This is a genomic window from Paractinoplanes brasiliensis (assembly GCF_004362215.1).
Taxonomy (GTDB): domain Bacteria; phylum Actinomycetota; class Actinomycetes; order Mycobacteriales; family Micromonosporaceae; genus Actinoplanes; species Actinoplanes brasiliensis.
The window spans coordinates 463,136-483,585 of sequence record NZ_SNWR01000002.1; the positions used below are offsets into that span (position 1 = coordinate 463,136).

General features: G+C 68.5%; 18 protein-coding genes. 8 read left to right on the forward strand and 10 right to left on the reverse strand.

What is annotated here, in order from left to right:
• Nucleotide 1: 1 nt before the first annotated feature.
• Together C8E87_RS34155 and C8E87_RS34160 are read right to left on the reverse strand one after the other, a co-directional pair.
• A complete protein-coding gene (locus C8E87_RS34155; protein ID WP_133877555.1) occupies nucleotides 2–1,114 on the reverse strand; it encodes an NAD(P)H-dependent flavin oxidoreductase in 1,113 nt (370 codons plus the stop codon).
• Between the two features lie 9 nt (nucleotides 1,115–1,123).
• Nucleotides 1,124–1,786, reverse strand: coding sequence for a DUF305 domain-containing protein (locus C8E87_RS34160; protein ID WP_239080463.1), 663 nt, complete (start codon nucleotides 1,784–1,786; stop codon nucleotides 1,124–1,126).
• 140 nt (nucleotides 1,787–1,926) lie between these two features.
• Between C8E87_RS34160 and C8E87_RS34165 the strand changes: the two genes are divergently transcribed.
• Nucleotides 1,927–3,360, forward strand: coding sequence for an LVIVD repeat-containing protein (locus C8E87_RS34165; RefSeq protein ID WP_133877556.1), 1,434 nt, complete (start codon nucleotides 1,927–1,929; stop codon nucleotides 3,358–3,360).
• Nucleotides 3,361–3,418: 58 nt separating this feature from the next.
• Here the strand turns inward: C8E87_RS34165 and C8E87_RS34170 are convergent, their stop codons facing one another.
• The 5 genes from C8E87_RS34170 to C8E87_RS34190 form a co-directional block, all read right to left on the reverse strand.
• Entirely contained in the window at nucleotides 3,419–3,826 is a 408-nt protein-coding gene (locus tag C8E87_RS34170) for a hypothetical protein (RefSeq protein ID WP_133877557.1), read from the reverse strand.
• A gap of 77 nt (nucleotides 3,827–3,903) precedes the next feature.
• Nucleotides 3,904–5,610, reverse strand: a complete 1,707-nt coding sequence (locus tag C8E87_RS34175) for a hypothetical protein (RefSeq protein WP_133877558.1) — start codon at nucleotides 5,608–5,610, stop codon at nucleotides 3,904–3,906.
• Nucleotides 5,607–10,070 (reverse strand): phosphoribosyltransferase, encoded by a 4,464-nt coding sequence (locus C8E87_RS34180; protein ID WP_133877559.1) that lies wholly within the window; start codon nucleotides 10,068–10,070, stop codon nucleotides 5,607–5,609. The genes C8E87_RS34175 and C8E87_RS34180 overlap by 4 nt, the downstream gene beginning before the upstream one ends.
• Nucleotides 10,071–10,460: 390 nt before the next feature.
• Nucleotides 10,461–11,414 (reverse strand): S-adenosylmethionine:tRNA ribosyltransferase-isomerase, encoded by a 954-nt coding sequence (locus C8E87_RS34185; RefSeq protein ID WP_203720834.1) that lies wholly within the window; start codon nucleotides 11,412–11,414, stop codon nucleotides 10,461–10,463.
• Nucleotides 11,411–12,082, reverse strand: coding sequence for an SDR family NAD(P)-dependent oxidoreductase (locus tag C8E87_RS34190; RefSeq protein ID WP_133877561.1), 672 nt, complete (start codon nucleotides 12,080–12,082; stop codon nucleotides 11,411–11,413). Before C8E87_RS34190 ends, C8E87_RS34185 begins: the two co-directional genes overlap by 4 nt.
• 122 nt (nucleotides 12,083–12,204) lie before the next feature.
• Between C8E87_RS34190 and C8E87_RS34195 the strand changes: the two genes are divergently transcribed.
• The 7 genes from C8E87_RS34195 (at nucleotide 12,205) to C8E87_RS34225 (ending at nucleotide 19,565) form a co-directional block, all read left to right on the forward strand.
• Complete coding sequence (locus C8E87_RS34195; RefSeq protein WP_133877562.1) at nucleotides 12,205–13,311, forward strand: GAF domain-containing sensor histidine kinase; 1,107 nt, start codon at nucleotides 12,205–12,207, stop codon at nucleotides 13,309–13,311.
• Complete coding sequence (locus C8E87_RS34200; RefSeq protein WP_239080464.1) at nucleotides 13,304–13,933, forward strand: response regulator; 630 nt, start codon at nucleotides 13,304–13,306, stop codon at nucleotides 13,931–13,933. The genes C8E87_RS34195 and C8E87_RS34200 overlap by 8 nt, the downstream gene beginning before the upstream one ends.
• A 489-nt stretch (nucleotides 13,934–14,422) precedes the next feature.
• Nucleotides 14,423–14,899, forward strand: a complete 477-nt coding sequence (locus C8E87_RS34205; protein WP_239080465.1) for a DUF6069 family protein — start codon at nucleotides 14,423–14,425, stop codon at nucleotides 14,897–14,899.
• A 10-nt stretch (nucleotides 14,900–14,909) separates the two neighbouring features.
• A complete protein-coding gene (locus tag C8E87_RS34210) occupies nucleotides 14,910–17,609 on the forward strand; it encodes a cation-translocating P-type ATPase (protein WP_239080466.1) in 2,700 nt (899 codons plus the stop codon).
• Complete coding sequence (locus C8E87_RS34215) at nucleotides 17,606–18,016, forward strand: hypothetical protein (protein ID WP_133877564.1); 411 nt, start codon at nucleotides 17,606–17,608, stop codon at nucleotides 18,014–18,016. The genes C8E87_RS34210 and C8E87_RS34215 overlap by 4 nt, the downstream gene beginning before the upstream one ends.
• Nucleotides 18,013–18,429: an RDD family protein gene (locus C8E87_RS34220; protein ID WP_133877565.1), complete on the forward strand. Its 417-nt coding sequence runs from the start codon at nucleotides 18,013–18,015 to the stop codon at nucleotides 18,427–18,429. The genes C8E87_RS34215 and C8E87_RS34220 overlap by 4 nt, the downstream gene beginning before the upstream one ends.
• A gap of 14 nt (nucleotides 18,430–18,443) precedes the next feature.
• Nucleotides 18,444–19,565 (forward strand): carboxylate-amine ligase, encoded by a 1,122-nt coding sequence (locus C8E87_RS34225; protein ID WP_133877566.1) that lies wholly within the window; start codon nucleotides 18,444–18,446, stop codon nucleotides 19,563–19,565.
• On the opposite strand, the gene C8E87_RS34230 is transcribed toward C8E87_RS34225, so the two are convergent.
• The 3 genes from C8E87_RS34230 to C8E87_RS34240 are packed head-to-tail and all read right to left on the reverse strand — an operon-like array spanning nucleotide 19,484 to nucleotide 20,439.
• Nucleotides 19,484–19,738 (reverse strand): SHOCT domain-containing protein, encoded by a 255-nt coding sequence (locus C8E87_RS34230; protein WP_133877567.1) that lies wholly within the window; start codon nucleotides 19,736–19,738, stop codon nucleotides 19,484–19,486. The genes C8E87_RS34225 and C8E87_RS34230 overlap by 82 nt on opposite strands.
• A 5-nt stretch (nucleotides 19,739–19,743) precedes the next feature.
• The gene (locus C8E87_RS34235) at nucleotides 19,744–20,193 is read right to left on the reverse strand and encodes a DUF6325 family protein (RefSeq protein ID WP_203720835.1); all 450 of its coding nucleotides are present in this window, start codon (nucleotides 20,191–20,193) and stop codon (nucleotides 19,744–19,746) included.
• A 9-nt stretch (nucleotides 20,194–20,202) separates the two neighbouring features.
• Nucleotides 20,203–20,439, reverse strand: coding sequence for a hypothetical protein (locus C8E87_RS34240; RefSeq protein ID WP_133877568.1), 237 nt, complete (start codon nucleotides 20,437–20,439; stop codon nucleotides 20,203–20,205).
• Nucleotides 20,440–20,450 lie beyond the last annotated feature (11 nt).

Sequence of the window (20,450 nt, forward strand, 5' to 3'; positions counted from 1 at the left end):
TTCAGAGACGCCCCGACAGCTCGCGGATGCGCTGCTCGCAGACGGCCGCCATCTGCCGGGTGATCTCGCCGGCGGGCCGGATGTCGCGGAACGAGCCGACGACCTGCCCGACGAAGAACGACTCCAGTTTGAGCGCGCCCTCGTGCCCGGCCTCGGCGGCGGCGTCGATCCGCTGCCACGCGTCGTCCACCAGCATCGGCTGCAGGGGAAGTGGCAACGGTTTCGGGCTGCCCGCCGCCTCCCACTCGTCGTGCCAGGCCGTTCGCAGCTGACGGGCCGGTTTCCCCGTACGTGTCGGCGAGCGCAACGTGTCGGCGCTGCTCGCCGCGAGGAACTTGTTCTTGATCGCCGCGACCGCGACGTCCTCCTCGCTGGACAGCCAGACCGAACCGCACCACACCCCCGACGCGCCCAGGGCCAGGGCGGCGGCCATCTGCCGGCCGTCCGCGATGCCGCCGGCCGCCAGCACCGGACGGTCACCGGCGATGTCGACGATCTCGGGTGTGAGCACCATCGTCGCGATCGTGCCGGTGTGCCCGCCGGCCTCGGTGCCCTGCGCGACCAGCACGTCGACTCCGGCCGCGATCTGCCGTTCGGCGTGGCGGGCCTGCCCGACCAGGGCCGCCGTGACCACGCCCTGCTCCTTGGCCCGCGCCACCAGTTCGGGCGGCGGGGCGCCGAGCGCGCTGGCGATCAGCGAGATGCGGTGCTTGAACGCGACGTCGAGCAGCGCGAGCGCCCCCGGCGTGGTCAGCGAGGCCGCGACGTGCTGGTGGTCGACGAGCGGGGCCGGCGGGATGTCGTACTTCTCGAGCAGCCCCCGCACGAAGTCCAGATGCTCCTGCGGGATCTGCGCCCGCATGCTGGCGACCAGGTCGGCCGGGTCGCCGGGGACGAACTTCTCCGGCACGAGCAGATCGACGCCGTACGGTTTCCCGCCGACCTGCTCCTCGATCCACGTGAGCTGGGCGTCGAGTTCCTCGGCGCCGTAGACGGAGGCGGCCAGCACGCCGAACCCGCCCGCGTTGGTGACCGCGGCGACGACGGCCGGCGATCGGTTGAATCCGACGATGGGGTGCTCGACGCCGAGCAGTTCGGTCAAGGCCGTACGCATGCCGACACGTTACCCGGCGGTCACTTGTCGCAGGCGCCGGATCTCACTGCCCTGTTCGACCGCCATCTCGTTGGCGATCTCCCGCAGCTTCTCGTCGCTGCCGCCCTTGATCACGTCGCCCGCCATCCGCATCGCCCCGCGGTGGTGATCGGTCATCATCGTGGCGAACTTGGTATCGAACGCGGCCCCCGAAGCGGCGGCGAGCGCGCCCATGTCGCCCTCGGTCTGCATGCCCGGCATCGTCGCGTGGTCGTGGCGGGGGTCGTTCTCGGGCAGCCCGCGCTCCTTGAGCCAGCCTTTCAGGAAATTGATCTCGAAGGGCTGGGCGACGCTGATCCGCTCGGCCAGGGCGGCCAGTTTGCCGTTCTCAGCGCGGCCCGGCGCCAGATTCGCCATCGTGATCGCCTGCTCGTGATGCACGATCATCATCTGGACGAAGGTGGTGTCGATGCCGTTGAAGGTCGAGCCGTCGGGCGCCTTGACCTTGTCGGTGTCGCTGACGACGGCCTCGTCGCCCGGACCGCCGGGAAGCACCACACGCTGCGGCGGGGCCGCGCTCACGCTGGGCTTGGGCGCCGCCGCCGACTCCTCCGCGCCCATGCGGGCCGCCACCGCCACGGCCACCGCTCCGGCCACGACCACCACGGCTGCGACGAGCGTCGATTTCCTCACCCGGCCCACCGGCACCTCCACATTGATCTTCCCAGATGTTCCCGGAACGGGCTCCGGCCACTACTGTAACGACCAAGATGAATACGCATCGTTGCGCGCTCACCTTCATCGCGGGGGATGCGTCAAGGGAAGGGAGCCCCATGAAGCACACTGCCCCACGAGGGCGGATGCTGAAGCGCCTGGCCGTCGTCAGCGCGGCCACCCTGGCCGTCGGCTTGCTGACGGCCCCGGGGATCAGCTCGGCGCAGGCGCCGTCCGGTCCGGGCGCCATACCTGGCGTCGACGAGATCGTCAGCAGCCCCAACCTCAAGCAGGTCGCCCACCTCGACAAGTCCGGCCCGCTCACGGGCACCAACTCGGACTGGGCGTTCCAGGGCAAATACGCTTACGGCGGCAACTACAACGGCTTCTACGTCTACGACGTCAGCAAGCCCAAGGAGCCCAAGGTCGCGGCGCAGGTGCTCTGCCCCGGCTCGCAGAACGACATCTCGGTCTCGGGCAACCTGCTGTTCCTCGGCACCGACTCGCAGCGTACGAACGACACCTGCGTCAACGAGGCGTCGACGACCGCGGTGCCGGGCGACCGCTGGGAAGGTGTCAAGATCTTTGACATCAGCAACCCGCTGACGCCGAAGTACCTCAAGTCGATCAAGACGGACTGCGGTTCGCACACCCAGACGCTGGTGCCCGGCCAGCGCGGCGACAAGAACCTGTACATCTACGTCTCCTCGTACAACCTGGCCGGCGCGGACCTGCCCAACTGCGCGCTGCCGCACGACAAGATCTCGATCATCAAGGTCCCGCTGCGCAACCCCACGGCCGCGGCCGTGATCGCCACGCCGGTCGTGTTCCCCGACGGCGGCTTCCCGGGCAGCGAGACCGGCAACGAGACCACCGGCTGCCACGACATCACCGTGTACGCCGAGAAGGACCTGGCCGCGGGCGCCTGCATGGGCGACGGGGTGCTGTTCGACATCAAGAACCGCGCCAAGCCCACCGTCATCACCACGGTTCGCGACGAGGTCAACTTCGCGTTCTGGCACTCGGCCACGTTCAACAACAGCGGCACCAAGGTCGTTTTCACCGACGAGCTCGGGGGCGGCGGCGCGGCCACCTGCAACGCGGCGATCGGCCCGAACCGCGGCGCCGACGCGATCTACGACATCGTCACCAAGAAGGGCAAGAAGAAGCTGGAGTTCCGCAGCTACTTCAAGATTCCGCGCTACAACGCGGACACCGAGGTGTGCGTGGCCCACAACGGCTCGCTCATCCCGGTGCCGGGCCGCGACATCATGGTGCAGGCCTGGTACCTCGGCGGCATCTCGGTGTGGGACTTCACCGACTCGCGCCGCCCCAAGGAGATCGCGTTCTGGGAGCGGGGCCCGCTGTCGCTGACCCAGCTCACCGGCGGCGGCTCGTGGTCGGCGTACTGGTACAACGGCTACATCTACTCCAACGACATCACCAAGGGTGTCGACGTGCTGGAGATCAAGGACCCGCGTACGGCGGTTGCCAAGTTCTTCCGGACGGACACGTTCAACGCCCAGAGCCAGGACAACTTCCTGAGGTGGTGAAGCCGTGATCCCGGTGCCCGCCCGCTGTCAGTTCCAGCGAGGCGGGCACCGTGTCACGTCACAGCGAAAGCGTCTTCTTGACGGCTGATGTAAAGGCATCACGGCGGAGCCAGAGATCTACGCGCATCGCTTTGTCGTTGTGGGCCGTGATGCCCTCGGGGACGTCGAGCGAGGCTACGTAGTCTTTCACGCCCAGTCGGAGCGCCTGGGCTGACTCGATCACAGTGGACGTTGTCAGCAGGCGCATTCTCGTCTGGAGTTCTCGCATCTCGGCTTCTGCGCGGGCGGCCTCGTCTCGCAGGCGTCCGATTTCCGATGATGCAGGGTCATCGAGGGCCAGACGAGCCGCGGCTTTGACGGCATTCTTGGCCTCGAAGCTGGCCGAAAGGAACTGTGTGAACGTCTCGACCAGGACCTCGCGGGCCCACTTGACGTTCTCGTTGCGCCGGGTCAGGTAGATGTTCACGGCGGCCAGGAGAGCGGCGACTGTGGCGGCGATGGCCGAAATCGTGGCGGGTACGGGACTCACCGAGCCATCTCCGATCAAAAGCTGGACGGCACGTTGGGCAGCGCGCTCTGGGCAAGGTGGAGCTGGTCGTATGCGGCTACCAGACCGAGCAGGCGCTTGGGAGTCGACAACCTGTGGCGGCAGGCGTAACGCAACAACTGCTCGGCGACCGCGACGTGCCACTCCCACTGCTTCACGTCAGTCAACAGCGGTAGAAGGTCGTCCTTGTGGGCAGCGACCCACCGCAGCGCCTCGATTGCGGCAGGGTTGTCCGGATCGTCGGCAGCCGGTTCGAAGAGGCTGGTTCGTGCTACGGCCGCGCGCCATACGGACCAGCGATCCCAGAAGTGGCTTTCCGGGGCGGGGTCAAGGCAGTGCATCACGATGTCGACGACCAGGCGGGCCACATCCAGCGCCCAGTGTTGCCGACCGTAGGCGGCGAGATCTATGACGCAGGGGCGCGGATGCCGGGCCATCAGCACCAGAATGTTGCCGCCGTGCAAGTCGGCATGCTGAGGCACAACCTCGAGAACGCCGTGGCGGTGGTCGACGGCCCGGCCGGCGATCTCGCCCGACCGCACGAAGCCCTCAATGGTCGACACTATGTCGGGGGCAACGGTGAGCTCGACCGCCCTGCTTTCCCGCATGAGCCCTTCGAGTTCGGCGATGGCGGTGCGCACACGCAGCCGGCGGTGTGGCGGAAGCATCAAGCCCTCGACGGCCGGAACGGGGTGGTTACCGTGGCGCTGCTCCTTGGCCGGGCGCGTTGCGTTCCGATAGAGTGTCGCGAGTCCACCGTCGAGGAACAACTGGTGGAAGACGTCGGAGACGTGATCCGTCGCGGATGTCTCACACAACCATGTCCTCATTGTCTTTGCGCCAGAGGCGAAGACCATCGCGATCGCGTGCCATCCACCGTGCGAGGCCGGTCCGTACGGCAAGTACTCGACGACCAGTTGTGTGGTGTAGGCCCCTGCAACGTTCTGCGAGTTGATCAGCTCAGTCTTCAACTCCGCAGCGTCCTTGGCGAACTTGAGCAGCCAGGTCCGCAGCGTGTCGTCGGCCAGCGTCAGCTCGGCGCGCAGGACGTGGGCACCGGAGGCGCCTGGGGTGACGTACGTCAAGCGCGCCGACTTGACCTCGGCGACTGTCGCAGCCAGATCAGTGATCAGCAGACTGACGTTGGCCTCGCCTATGTCACTCAAGGCCGTAAGGATGCCGGGTTCATCGTCTCTGGAAAGCTCCGGCAAGGGCGCAATGAGATCGTTTCGAGTCAGTTCATCGTGTATCCACTTGGCGAGCTCCTTCAGCCCGCCGTAGCGGGACCGTGGCCCCAGGTCGGACCATTCCAATACGTGATCGGCACCTGCATCGCGGGCTTCCCGATCGAGGTCAGGATAGGCCGTCGAAGGCTGGCGAAGGGCGACGACGAGCGTAGTTCGCTTTCCATTGCCGACGGCCCGTTCGCGGTCGCGGGCGGCGTTGACCACCGCAAGCCCGAGCGGCTCCTGGTTGGGCGGTCCGTCGTTCTCTGCCGGATAGAGCAAGTTGACGATGACGACGTCGATTGTCGAGTGGCTGCTCAGCTGCTCGAGGGCGGCGTCCAAGGTTTGCTTCTCGGTGGTAGCGGTCTGGCACCGGTGGGCGGCGAGCTCCTGCTCGAGGGGTCCGGTCACTCGCCATTGTTTCCGGCCGTCGGCAATCATGATGGTGACGTGCCGGCTCTTGTCGGGGTCACTCACTCCGGCCCGTCCTCCACTACTTGAGGCGCCCATCGGCAGAGATTCACAATCATCTCCGGCTGGCCGGATGACCCGACGTTCAGGTACTCGAGTGATGCCTCGAAATCCGCAAGTAGCCCGTGAAGCCGGTCGGTGGTACTCGCTCGCGGGTCGGTGTCCGGCATTCCGGTGGTGCGGAAGTGGAGCCGCATTGCCCGCGCGGTGTGGCGAATTCGCACGCGCACGGGTTGGGACACGCCGTCGTCCGATTCGCCTACGTCCTGTTGCAGCACTTCGAAGATGTGCTGCAACACTTCGCGTAGTAGGTCGGTGTGGCAGAAGACGAACGTGTCGAGATTGCGTTCCGAGTCGAGGATGATACGCACTGACAAGCTGGCCGCGCTCTCATCGAGGACCGAGCCTACGTGGGCAGGGCACGCGTCGACGAACCGAGCGAGCACCGCCCCGGGCGTGTCCCTGGCGCCGGGCGCCAGCACGGCGTCGTACCAGCGGGTGACGTCGTCGTACACCGCTTGCCATGCCGTTCGGAAACCTTCGCCGTCGGCCTTCTCGCCGCGCAGCTCGTGCAACTTCGTCTCGACTGCGTGCAGGCTTGCCGAGGTTTGGACTGCGGTCAGGTCCGGCACGTCCGCACCGGTGTGTTCGCTGAAGTAACGACGGGCGAAAGCACTGGTCATGATTTCGCCCAGCTGAGGCATCGCCGGCAGAACGCGCGTACCTATGAACGAACTGACCTGATGCCACAGCAGCTGCGCGGTCTCCCAGGTACGGTCGTCGAAGGTGTCGGTGCCTACCGGCGGTGAGTCGAACAGGATGAGCAGGTTGATGGCGGCCGTCTCAGCCTCGGTGTGCCGGTAAAGTTGGGCCAAGTAGTTGGAGCGGAGGAAGGCCCACGCGTCCATCGGCGTACTCGGCGGTTCCAGGTCCGAGGTAACGTCGATGCTGTCACGGAGTCGGCTGAGCAGCCTCTGCGCCGTCTTGCCGAACTGCGGGTCGGCGTACTCGTCGGAACTGATCGCTATGCAGCGCACGACGGCCCTGCGGAGTGCCTGCTGCGCCTTGCGTGAATGACGCAGGTGGTGGTGGAGCGTCGTCCAGAGCTCGTAGAGCGTCTGATGAATGAGCACCGGATTGTCTACAGCGGAGCGCCAGATCCCATACAGGCTCGAGATCAGCTCCTCCGGGCCTGAAACGGTCAGCACGACGAGGGCTTGAAGGCGCAGCCTCTCGTGGTACTGCGACGCTACTACGACCTCGAGCGCGAGCCGAGAAACGTGAGCCAGGCACTCCGTAAGGCTGAGGGGCAATTGGGCAAGCCACCGCCGTTCAGCGGCGAGCAGCCGTATCAGGGCGCTGATGCTGCCATCGTTCGGCACCTCGAGGTCGGCGAGCCGCAGGGCGAACTGGTTAGCCGCGCCAGTGTCGCGGCGGGCCACGATCAATTGACCGCGCAAGCGGATGAACTCGAACACATCCTCGGTCGTGATCGGCGAGCCGAAGACGTCCAGGCCGCTGCGGACGACGATCTCCCGGCTCTTGGGCCCGAGCACATCGGTCAGCGCAGAAACGTGAGTTGCCACCTCATGCGGCATGCTCAGTTCGCGCAGGCTCGTATTCATCTCACCGACCAGCTCACACAGCGAGCAGTCGCCGGGCAGCATCGGTGTGATGCTGAGTGAGGTGATGAATCGGATTTCCACCGGAACAGCGTTGGATCGGGACGGGTCGTTGACGGCACGCGTCATGGTCAGCGCGCGTTCCTCGTGCAGGCCCATCTGACTCAGCAGAACGAGCACGATGATGCGCCGTGCCCCACCCTCGGCGGCCAGCCGGATGATTTGCAGGATCGTGGTGGCGTCGAACGAGCCCCAGTCGACCAGTATGACGTCTCGATCGACTGGCGGCTCGGGCAAGGTGTCGGGAAAGGCGTACGTCTGGCCGGAGATAGCTCGGGGGATCTCGCGCGGTTCGAGGCCATCGTTCTCGAGTACGCCGGCGTTCAGCCGGCTGGCGACCAGGCCGGCAAGTTTGGCAGCGTAATCGCGTGATGCGCCCACATAGAACATTTTCAAGTCGGGCGCCTCGACACCTCGGTCGGCCCAGTCTCGAATGGTGCCTACCATTTCCTCGGCAATCAGCTCCCGGATCGCGCTGGGCGTGTCGACGATGCTGGCGGCGTTGAAGTAGGCGCTGAAGTGCCGGTGCAACGGACGGGCGACGTGACCCAGCCCGGCGATGTCAGGCAACTGGAGACACTGTTCGAGAAACTCGGCCTCGGCCAGAGCGTAACGCGGTGAGTACAACTCGCGCTGGGCCGTCGGCACGCGGAAGACAGGGTCTATGTCAACTATCGAACTGTCCTCGGCATCGACGGTCTCGGAGGAGAATTCGGTCAGCGCTATGACCGGGATCTCAACCCCTCGCACGGTGAGTGGGCCTCGTTCACGACGGCCGTCAACGATCGCCATCACCGCGATCGGCATCGCGTCGGAGGCGAGGAGCTGCCGCATGGCCTTGACCGTACGGTTGGTGGACAGTAGAACATCGCAGCACAGCACGCACGGGGTGCGCGGCGGCAACGGCGTCAGCAGCCGCAGCGCGGGCAGGTCGTCGGGGAGTTCGTAGACGGCGTCGGGGAGTGGCACCGACTCGGCGATCATCATGGACAGGTCCCGTACAATCGGGCCTATCTGGACAATACGGGTGTTTGGCTGCAGCCTCGGTAGTGCCGTGACGAGCAGGTGGGCCAGCAGTAATGCCGACACGCCCATGCCGACGGCGTTTTCCACCAGCCGGTCCGACTCTATCCAGTGGTTGGCGAGATGCAGGCTGGGAGTGCGGACCGGGCCCGCGCCGACGCCTTCGCCCTCGTGGCGCAACACATCGCGGAGCCGGGTGTAGACCTCGTCCTCCAGATGGGACATCACCGCGGCCGGGTGAAGCAACAGGCGGGCCGTCTGCCCATTCGCTTGTACGAGAAAGGGATACCTTGCCGCCATCGAGGAAACGTCAGGATTGCCGGTGAGTGGTCCGTCTTCCAGTTGCCTCAGCCACTCGCGCGTCTGGGCGTTGCTGCCGCACCAGATGCTGCGGCGCGTGCCGTCGAGCAGGAGGAAAGGAGCATCCGTGTTTACCGGCGATATCACGCCTGGCGGTGGGTGCTGAACGGCGTCCAGCGCGGCGTCTACTGCGACCGGGTCGGCTCCCGCAATCAGCACGGCGACAGCGTTATCGGTGCTCAATACGCCGGCCGCAGCAAGGATGGCCACCAGCCGCTCGTGCGTGATGTCGTGTGTGCGGCCGCCGTCCGCGGTAAGGATGAGACGCTCACTCTTGGGGCGGTTCGCCGGGCTCGTCAAACCATTGAGGTCCCGGTGCTCGAGCCGTATCCAGCGGAACTGAATCCTCTCCTGATCACTCGGTGCGGCCACGGTCGATTCCGGCTCGAGGGAGCGCGGCACGATATAGGCCTCGACAAGCGTGCCGGGCCCGGACCAGGTCGTACGGCCGTACAGGGGCTTTTCGCCAGAGGTGAAGGTGTATCCGGCCAAGGCGTCCGCCGTGTGAATCAGCAACGCCCCGCGGTAGGAGCGGATCGCCTCGCGTACCCGCCACAGGCCGCGGGTGCCGTGGAGTGCGCCGCTGGGATCGGCGCTGGTCGACCACCGTTCCAAGGCCCAGAGTGTCACCTCCTCGGCGCTTGACCGCGAGCCGTCGCCGGCTGGCAACGCCGCATGTGGTTCGAGGTGCCGCACCAGACCGCGCCCGGAGTCGGCGACCAGAAGCTGGATGGCGGTCTCGGACGGGTCCAAGAGGGTTTCGTCGGTGCCGCTGAGCTCGGATCGCAGCACGGCCAGCACGCGCAGCAGACGCTTGTCGACGACCAACGCGCCGACCAGGGCGTGTGGTTGATTGACTGAGGATCCGAGCGCGGCATGGAGAGCCACGTTCTCTACCAGCTCGTAGACCACATTGTTGGCCAGCAACTTCGCGTCGCGCTCATTGAGCCCGATGTCGCGCAGACCGCGGATGACCTGAATGATCTCCTTGGAATGGAATAGTTCGTCACCTTTGCCCGGGGCGATCCACCGGAACGGGAGAACCTGCCTTATTTCGTAGTTCTGGCGAATATCACTGTCGGGCTTGTTCCATGCTGGTAGCTCGGCCCACAGCGGCGAATCGTCCTGGGCGGAAGGTCGGACTTGCTCGCCATCAGCGGCGTGCCGTGGAAATACGGTCACGGGTGAGCCGGGTATGTGCGGCAGGCTGATGGCGGCCGTGAACCCGGTGGCTCTCAGAAAGCGCAGGCAACTTAGACGGCGTTGGAGCAGCCGACTGGCGTCCGGGGGATCGGAGGTGGTCGTCTGTGGCAGGTCGACCACGATCTTCCAACGGTCACGGACAGCCGCCTCGGAGAGCAACAGGATCTGAGCGAGCGCGGTGAACTCAGCGAACTCCACCTGAGAAAGATCGAAACGCAGGAGGGCATCGCCTTTGGTTCGTGGCTTCGGTGGCCATTGGTCCCCGTTGCTTACTCCAGCCCTCTCGAGGGACTCCTGTAACGTCCTCGCCGACAACCTGGTCGGCAGCCGCACGATCAATGGCCCTCCTCGCAGGCTTGAGGTTCCACCGACTTGACGTCTGTCGATGGGCTCAGGCTAGCGTCTCGGCAAGCTACTCGATAGTTGCAGCCGAAATATCTAGGACGGCTGCGTTCGAGCAATGCATACCGACTGCCGGTATGAGTAATCCATCGTGGTCACCTCCCCGAGTACTCCAGGCGCGGATGATCGTTGGAGCGATTGGTGGCCACCTGAGGGCTCGGCGATTCCGCACGTTGAAGCTTGCCTTCAGCGCAACAGCAGGTGGACATCGCCGAACTCGTGCCACAGGTAGCGTTCGCGTAGTGCTGATTCGTAGCTTGCTCGTAGCGCTTCCTCGCCGGCGACGGCTGTCAGCATCTTGAGGTGGGATGCCCGTGGCTCGTGCAACCCGGTCAGCAGCCCGTCGACGTAACGGATCGGGTGGTCCGGCCCGATCACCACGTCGGTCCAGCCCTCGGGCGTGCCCGTCTCGAGCGCCCGGACGACCGTGGTGCCCACCGCGATCACCCGGCCTCCTGATCGGCGCACGTGCCCGATCAGCGAGGCGGTCGACGACGGCACCCGGAACCACTCCGGGTACGGCGGCTCGTCCACCTCGGCCGAGGCCACGCCCGTATGCAGAGTGAGCGGGGCGACCAGCACACCCCGCCCGGCCAGCGCGGAGAGGACCGCCCCCGTCAGCGGCCTCCCCGCGCTGGGCATCTCGGCGCTGCCGGGCACGGTGGCGTACGCGTTCTGGTACGTCGAGATCGGCCAGTCGCGATCCGTGTAGCTGTATCGGATCGGGCGTCCGTGCCGGGTCAGGTACTCCACGCGACCGCCCGGCACGTCGGCCGCCGCCACCCACAGCCGGGAAGTGAACGGGCGCAGCAACGTCAGAGAACCCGAGGGCACCCGCAGGCGCAGACCGGGCCGTGCCGCGTCGAAGTCGCGTGGCTCGACGAGCCAGGTGCCGTCGGGTTGTTCGGTCGAGACGTGGACCCGTACGCCGTCGATGGTCTCGATCGCGGCGGGCAGCGTGGCCGAATTGTTGACCACGAGCAGGTCACCCGGGTCGAGCAGGCCGGGCAGATCGGTGAACCGGTGGTGGCTCACCGCCGTGCCCCGGCTCACCATCAGCCGTACGCCGTCCCGCGCCACTCCACGGGCCTCGGCCGGGGCGCGGGCCTCCAGGACGGGTGGGACCGTGAAGGTGGTCACCGGGCGACGTACCTTCCCGACTCCGGCCGCTCGTCGAGCAGCTGGAGGAAGTACGGAACCACCGATGACGCCGGTGGGCGGTCCGAGATGTCCGTGCCCGGGTAAGCCTGCTGCTGCAGTCGTGTGCGCAGGTCACCCGGGTCGACCGACCACACCCGCAACCCCGGCTCCTCCTTGGCCAGCACCCGGCTCGCATGATCCAGCGCGGCCTTAGCGGCGCCGTACCCACCCCATCCCTCGTACGCCTCCACGGCCGCGTCCGAGCTGATGTTGAGCACCGCGCCGCGTGAGGACTGCCGCAGCTGGGGCAGGACGAGCTGGGTCAGCGCGATCGGGGCGAGCACGTTGACCTCGAACGTCTCGAGCAAGGCGGGCAGCGGGAAGTCGCCGAGCGCGGGCGGTGGGCTGCCGCCGAGCGTCGACGCGTTGTTGATCAGCAGGTCGGCGCCGCCCAGTTTGTCCGCGGCCGCCGCCAGTTCGGCCCGGTGGTCGTCGTCGACCACGTCCCCGGCGATCGCCACGACGTTCGTCAACGACTCCGCGACAAGTTCAAGGTCTTTCCCGGTGCGGGCGTTGATGACGAGGTTCCACCCGGCGCTCGACAACCCACGGGCGAGGGCAGCGCCGAGCCCCTGCGAGGCTCCGGTGATCACGGCTGTCTGTGTCATGCGTCGACCTTGCTCGCCGGCGCCCCGGTCCGGCCTCGGGCCGCGGTCGCCTTCGTACTCCGACCTTGGTCCTAGGACCATCGCCCCAGGCCGCTGCTGGGCGGGATGGCTATCGTGGGCGCGTGGAACCCCTGCACACCGCGCGCCGCCTGTCGGCAGCCGTGCTGGCGGTGAGCAACCAGCTCACCGTCCCCGAGGTGCTGCAGACCATCGTCGACACCGCCCGCGAGCTGGCCTCGGCCGAGTACGCGGCGCTCGGCGTGCCCGACGACGGCGGCTCGTTCGCCCAGTTCCTCGTCTCCGGGGTCACCGACGCGCAGCAGGCGGCGATCGGACCGCTGCCCCGCCAGCACGGCTTCCTGGCCGTCATGTTGCGCGAGCACCGGGCCCAGCGGCTCGACGACATCCGCGCCGACCCGCGTTTCGCCTGGTGGCCGTCGGCGCACCCGGTGCTTCAGGCGTTCCTCGGCGTGCCCATCGTCAGCGGCGACGAGATTCTGGGCGCGCTCTACCTGGCCAACAAGCCGGGCGGCTTCACCGACGAGGACGAGGAGCTCGTACGCGTCCTGGCCGCGCACGCCGCGATCGCGTTGACCAACGCCCGCCTGCACGAGCGTAACCGCGAGCTCACGATCGCCGAGGAACGGGCACGGCTCGCCCATGACCTGCACGACGCGGTCGCCCAGCGGCTGTTCGGGTTGCGTCTCACCGCGCAGGCGGCCGACCTGCTGATCGCCCGTGACCCGGCCGCGGCCCGGCTCCGGCTGGCCGAGGTGTCCGCCCTGGCCCGCGAGGCCGCCGAGGAACTGCACGCCGCCGTGCTGGAGCTGCGGCCGGCCCGGCTCGAGCAGGACGGTTTGACCGATGTGCTGCGCAAACAGGTGCGGATCCTCGACCGGGCGTCCGTCCCCAAGCTCGTGTTCCACGACGAAGACCCCGCGGTGCTGCCCCCGGCCCAGCAGACGGTGATGCTGCGCGTGGCTCAAGAGGCACTGCACAACGCCGTACGCCATTCCGGCGCGACGCTGATCGAGGTGCGCCTGGCCGGCCGGGTGCTGGAGGTGGCCGACGACGGGACGGGCTTCGACGTCGAGCAGACCCTGAAAGCGGGCCGCAGCCTGGGCCTCCGCTCGATGCGTGACCGGGCCTGCCAGGTGCGCGGCAAGGCCACGATCACGTCGTCGCCGGGCCGGGGCACGGTCGTCCGGCTGGAGGTGCCCGGTGTCTGAGATCCGTGTGCTCATCGTCGACGACCATCCCGCCGTACGGAGTGGGTTGCGGACCTTTCTCGACCTGGCCGGGGACTTGATCGTGACCGGGGAGGCGGCCGACGGGCCCACCGCCCTCGAACTCATCGAGACGACCGAGCCCGACGTCGTGCTGCTCGACATGGTGCTGCCCGGCATGGACGGCGTCGCGGTGCTGCGGGAAATGCGCCGGCGCAGCCTTCCCGCCAAGGTTCTGGTGGTCTCCAGCTTCAGCGACCGTCTGGCGGCCGCGATGCATGCGGGCGCCCGTGGCTACCTCTCCAAGGACGTCGACCCGAACGCACTGGTCGCCGCGGTCCGGTCGGTCCACGCGGGCCACCTGCTGCTCGAACCCGACGTCGCCGCAAGCCTGCTCGGCACCACCACCGCCGGCGGCCCGGTCCTGACCGTCCGCGAGCTCGACGTGCTCGCCCTGATCGCCGAGGGCCGCTCCAACCGCGAGATCGCCCGCGCCCTTGTCGTGGCCGAGAAAACCGTCAAAACGCACGTGTCCAGCATCCTGATGAAGCTCGGCCTGGCCGACCGCACCCAGGCCGCCTTGCACGCCGTACGCACCGGCCTGGTCCCCGACAAGCGCCGGTGACCCGTCATGATCGCGTCCCGCGACTTCGCCGGCTCGAGGCGCTCAGCACGCGGTGGGTACGTCCCATGACCACATGGAGCCGCCCGTGCGTCGCAACGTGACCGGCAGGCCCGCCTCACGCACCGTAACGATCAACTGTTCCAGATCGGCCGGGTCGGGACAGGGCACGGCGGGCCTGTCCGGCGGTCCGGGCCGGCCGGTGATGCACCGATGATGGGCAGCGGGCGACCCCTGCCGCGTCTGCCCGGGAGCAGAGCCGCCGGGTCCCCCTGAGAACAGCGACCGGGGCCGCGACGTACTACTCCTGGCGTATCCGCCTCTGACGGGTCGCGCGCCGGAACAGGAACACGCTGACCGCTTCGTGCCCGCCGGAGGCGTGGGCCGGGGCCGGCGGGCGGTTCATTCCCTGCGGATGAGGACCGGGGGAGGGGGCGCGGGGACGCTCAGGGCGGCATCTGTGGGCTGACCCAGGAGGACAGCATGTCCGGAATGAACGTACCCCTCGATCCGCGGCCCAGCCCGGCCGTCAACGCGGGGAAGTTGTGGGCCGGCGGCGCCGCGACGGCGGCGGTGGCGGCTCTGATCGCTGTGGCCGGGATTCTGCTGGGGCGGGGGCTGTTCGACGTCGAGGTGCTGGCGCCGAAGGGGCAGGGAACGTGGGGGGACGCGTCGACCGGCTGGTACGCGCTCGGCGCCGGAGTGGCGGCCCTGCTGGCCACCGGGCTGTTGCACGTGCTGCTGCTGACCACACCCCGGCCGATGCGGTTCTTCGGCTGGGTGATCGCCCTGGCCACCGTGGTGGGCATGCTCGCGCCGTTCGTCACGGATGCGAGCACCGGCGCCCGGTTCTACACCTCCGGCCTGAATTTCGTGCTGGGGGTGGCGATCGGGTCCCTGGTCGCCGGTGTCGGCAAGTCGGCCCTGATCCCGGTGGCGGCGCGCCCGGCCGCCCGGCCCCAGTGGTGAGGAGCCCTCGATGGCCACGATGACCGAGGACAAGCAGGCGCCCGCGTTCCACGTGCTGTCCGTGATCGAGGCGCTGCAGGCCGAGCAGGTCGATCAGCGCAGCGGTCTGAGCAGCGAGGAGGCGACGAAACGCCGGTCTCAGCACGGGCCCAACAAGTTCGCCGAGACCAAGAAGGAACCTTGGTGGCGGTCCTTCGTACGGCAGTACGCCGACCCGATGCAGCTGGTGCTCCTGGCAGCCGGCATCGGCAGCCTCTTTCCGCTCAAGCAGTGGGGAACCGGTGTCCTGCTGATCGCTCTCACCCTGCTCAACGCGGCGCTCGGGCTGCATCAGGAGGGTAAGGCCGCGGCCGCCATCGACGCGCTGCAGAAGATGATGATCATCAAGACCAAGGTGCGGCGGGACGGAACCCTCACCGAGCTTGCGGCCGAGGAGCTTGTGCCCGGTGATGTCGTGCTGGTCGAGGCGGGTGATGTCGTGCCCGCCGACGGGCGGTTGCTGCGCGCGGCGATGCTTGAGATCGACGAGTCGGCGCTCACCGGCGAGAGCCTGCCGGTGGCCAAGAACGTCGAGGCGATCGCCAAGGTGGACACCGACCTGGGCGACCGCGCGGACATGGCGTACATGAACACGAACGTCACCCGGGGCTCGGGAGAGCTGGTGGTCACCGCGACCGGCATGACGACCGAGGTCGGCCGCATCTCGGGCATGCTGCAGACCGAGAAGGACGCCGAGACCCCGCTGACCCGGCAGCTGGCCAAGCTGACCAACCAGATCCTGATCGTGGCCGGCATCGCGCTGTTCGCCTCCGTGGTCATCAACCTGGCCCGCGGCAACTCGTTCAACGTCGTGTTCACCGCGGCCATCGCGTTCGCCATCTCGGCCATCCCGACCGGCCTGCCCGCCGTGGTCACCACGATCCTGTCGCTCGGCACCCAGCTGCTGGCCAGGGCCAACGCGATCGTCAAGCGCCTGCGCTCGACCGAGACGCTCGGCTCGACCTCGGCCATCAACAGCGACAAGACCGGCACGCTCACGCTCAACCAGATGACCGCGACCGAGATGACCATCCCCGGGCGCCGTTACCTGATCTCGGGCGGGGGTTACGCCACCGACGGTGTGATCAAACGGGTGGCGGGGCAGCCCGAGGTGCCGCTGGAGCCGTTCCTTCTGCCGATGATCCTGGCCTCGGACGCCGTGGTGCGCGACGGCAAACTGATCGGCGACCCGACCGAGGGCGCTCTGGTGGTGCTGGCCGAGAAGGGCGGGCTGGACGCGGAGGCGACCCGGGAACGGTATCCGCGCGTGGCCGAGCTGCCGTTCGACGCCGCGTACAAGATGATGGCGACCTTCCACCGGATGGACGGCGTGATCCGCTGCTTCGTCAAGGGCGCGCCCGACCAGCTGCTGATGCGCGCTGGTCAGGTGCCCGGCGACGATCTCACCCCGGTCCCGGTCGACGACGCGTTCCGGGTGCGGTACCTGGCCGAGAACACCCGGCTGGCCCAGCAGGGCCTGCGGGTGATGGCCACCGGCAGCAAGGACTTCGACCCTGAGACGTTCGACCCCGGCGGGGATCTGCTGGCCATGCTGGACGGGCTGACCGTGCTCACCCTGGTCGGCATCGTGGACCCGCCGCGACCGCAGGCGCAGGCCGCCATCGAGCAGGCCCACGCGGCGGGCATCGAGGTCCGCATGATCACCGGCGACCATGCGGTGACGGCGGCCGCGATCGCCGGCAAACTCGGCATCCGCGGGCGGGCGATCACGGGCGCCGAGTTCGCCGCGATGAGCGACGAGGAGGCCGACCGCGAGATCGGCGGCATCGGCGTGATCGCCCGGGTCACCCCGGAGCACAAGGTACGCCTGGTCGAGGTGCTCAAACGCAAGGGCCACATCGTCGCGATGACCGGCGACGGCGTGAACGACGCCCCGGCGCTCAAGAAGGCCGACATCGGCATCGCGATGGGGATCACCGGCACCGAGGTCAGCAAGGAAGCCGCCGCGATGATCCTGACCGACGACGACTTCGCCACCATCGTCAAGGCGGTCGAGCTGGGCCGGGCCCTCTACGCCAACCTCAAGAAGTACATCTTCTTCCAGATGGGCGTGCTCGCCGCCATGATCGTCACGTTCCTGTCGGCCAGCATCTTCAACATCGCCGCCGGGGTGCCGTTCGTGCCGTTGCAGACCTTGTGGCTCAACTTCACCACGCAGGTCTTCCAGTCGGTCGGCCTCGGATACGGCAAGGCCGAGCCGGACATCATGCGCCGGCCGCCCCGCCGTTCCGACGAGCCGTTGCTGACCGGCCGGGCGCTGGGCTGGCTGGGCATCGTCGGCCTGATCATGGGTGTGGCCACGCTCGTGCTGATCTGGGCGGCCGACCGCGAGTACGGCGTCGAGGTGGCCCGGACCATGGGCCTGACCTCGTTCTCCATCGCGAACCTGGTCTTCTCGTTCACGGTCCGCAGTGACATCCGCTCGGTGTTCAGCCTGGAGACCTTCGGCGACCGGCGTTTCCTGATCACCACGGGGATGTCGGTCGCGGCGATCCTGCTCGCCACCGAGCTGGGCCTGTTCCAGCGCATCCTGCAGACCACCAGCCTGAACCTCGGCCAGTGGGCGGTCTGCCTGCTCGTCGGCCTGGTCGTGATCGTGCCGACCGAACTCCGCAAGATCGTGCTCCGACGGAAGGCGGGTGTGTCATGACCTCACCAGGACTGCTCGGCTGGGGTGACGTGGCGATCGGGGCCGTGGTCCGTACGCGCGAGAACGCCGTGCTCGTAGCCGAACGGCTGCGTGCCCGGGTGGGCAGCTGGGAGGCCGGGGCTTCGGGCCTGCGGGAGCGCCTGGCCGAGCGGGGCGCGATCGAACGCGGCCGGGTCACCACGGCCGGCTCGCGGATGCTCGACCAGCTGATCGACATCCCGCTCGAACGGGTGCTCCGGCTGCTGGAGAACGAGCCCGACCGCATCCGCGTGCTCGTACGGGGTCAGCGCGAGACGATCGTCGAGGAAGTGGTCGGCCGGGTGCGTTCCTCGGCCACGGCCGGCGACGAGGCTGTTGACCGGCTCACCCTGCGGATGGGCCGGCGGGCCCCGACCGACTCGCGGTGAACACCTACGCCGGGCTGGTCAGTCGCTTCCTCGCGTACGTGCTGGACGCCCTGATCGTCTCGGTGCTCGCCGGCGCCGCGGCGGCCGTCCTGGGGCTGGTCGCCTCGGTCGTCGGTTACGAGGCCCGCGAGCTGGCCCGCGCGGTCGTCTCCACCTATGTCGTCTTCCTGCCCGCCCTCCTCGCGATCTACTGCGCCCTGTTCTGGCTGCTGGCCGGGCGGACCCCGGGCATGGCCGTGCTGGGCCTGCGGGTCGTGACCACCCGCGGCGGGCCGGTTCGCTGGCTCGCCGCGCTCGTACGTGCCCTGGTGCTCGCCTACTTCCCGATCGGCGCGCTCTGGCTCCTGGTGAACCGCCGGCACCAGGGGATCCACGACAAGATCGCGCGCACCGCCGTAGTCCGCAGCTCCTGAAGGGATCACCGACCATGCTGACCTTGGGTGTCGAAGAGGAATTCCTGCTGCTCGAACCGGACGGGGCGCTCGCCCCCGCGGCCCCCGCGGTGGTGAGCCGGGCCGGGTGCGCCGAGCAGATCAAGCCGGAGTTCATGGCCTACCAGGTGGAGACGGCGACGACCGTCGTCACCGACCTCGCGGAGCTGCGGCGCGAGCTGGGCCGGTTGCGGCTGATCGCGGCCGACGCCGCCGACCGGCTGGGCGTACGCCTGGTCGCCGCGGGCACCGCACCGCTGGACACCGGCCCCCCGGTCGTCGTCTCCGACCTGGAGCGCTACCGCGAACTGGCCCGGCGTTTCCCGGAGGCCGCGGCGCACGGCACGGCCTGCGGCTGCCACGTGCACATCGGCGTGCCCGACCGCGAGCTGGCGGCCGCGGTGCTGACCCGGATGCGGCCGTGGCTGCCCGCGCTGCTGGCGCTGACGGTGAACTCACCGATCGCCCGGGGCGTCGACACCGGCTGGGCCAGCCACCGATACCACGCGCAACACTACTGGCCGACGTTCCGGCCGCCAGGCGTGTGGGCGGGCGCGGAACGCTACGACGAGGCGGTGCGCGCCCTGGTCGCCAACGGGGCCGCGATGGACCCGCAGGGCATCTACTTCCTGGCCCGGCTCTCACCGCGCTTTCCGACCATCGAGGTGCGGGTTGGCGACACTCTGCTCGACCCGCTCGACACCGTCGTGTTCGCGGGGGTCGTACGGGCGCTCGTGGCCACGCTGATCGGGGACGTGCGCGGACGGGTCAAGATCCTTCCGGAGCCGGACGCCACCATCCGGGCCCGGCTGATGAACGCGGCCTTCGGGCACACCGACCCGGCGGCGCTGCTCGCCCGCATCACCCCGGAGCTGGACCGGGCGGGGGACACGGGCGAGGTCTACGCGGGGTTCGAACGGCTGCGGCGCGGAGGGACCGGGGCGCAGCGGCAGCGCCGGCTGTGGCGGGCGTACGGGCCGACGAAGGCTTTCGTCGACGCGCTGGCCGAGGCCACGACGCCGGTCGCAGCCATCCGTCAGCCGCCGAGCAGGCGCGACTTCTGCACCTCGAACTCGGAGTCGGTGAGCACGCCCTGGGCCTTGAGCTCGCCGAGCTGACGCAACTGGTCGAGCTTGGCCGTCATGTCGTCCGGGGCGGCTTCCTGGTACTCCTGCTCCTCGGCCTGCCGCGACCAGCGGCCGACCTGGCGGCGGGAGACACGGTTGGAGACGGCCGTGGCCGTCCCCGCGACGACGGCGGTGCGGGCGATGCCCCGGAGCAGTCCAGGCATCGTGCTCACCCGCCCTGCGAGGTGACGGCCGGCTCGGTGGCGTCGAGCGCCGCCAGCAGGTCCTGAACCGGAATGCGGCCGCCGGCGACCACGTGGGCGCCGTTGCGCCGCAGCTGGACCGTCAAGGGAGCGGCCCAGAGGTTCTCGTAGACGAGCACCATCGCCGACGCTCCGGGCGACAGCACCCGGCCGATGTCGCGCAGGTCGTCGCCGCCGAGCATGCCGGACGCGGCGCCGTGGAAGGCGCCCAGCCCGTTCGCGTCGAGCTCGCCGCCGTCCATCGTGAACACCGAGCCGTCGGCGCCGCTCCGTACGAACAGGATGTCGAGCACCCGGATGATGCGACGGTCGACCAGGTCGAGCAGCAGCGGCATCGCGGAGCCGTTGAGGCTGCCGGCCGGGAACTCGAGGCACAGGTAGTCGACCGGGCCCATCGTCTGCAAATCCTCAGGCATGCCTTCTCCTCAGTTGTGCACCAGCGCGGGTCCGCGCGCCGGCTTCTCGGGGGTCTCGTGTGCTCCGTTGCGCCTGCTCGTCAGGCGCACCACGGCCTGGTCCACGCCGATGCCGATCAGTGCGCCCGCGGACGCGGCGATCAGCGGGAAGACGATCAGGATTCCGTAGTCGGGCTTGGGCGGGCGGCCGCGCAGGACGTCGTACGCGTCGGCCGTCCGCCGCCGGACAGTGCTCAGGCTGCTCATGGACCTGAGCG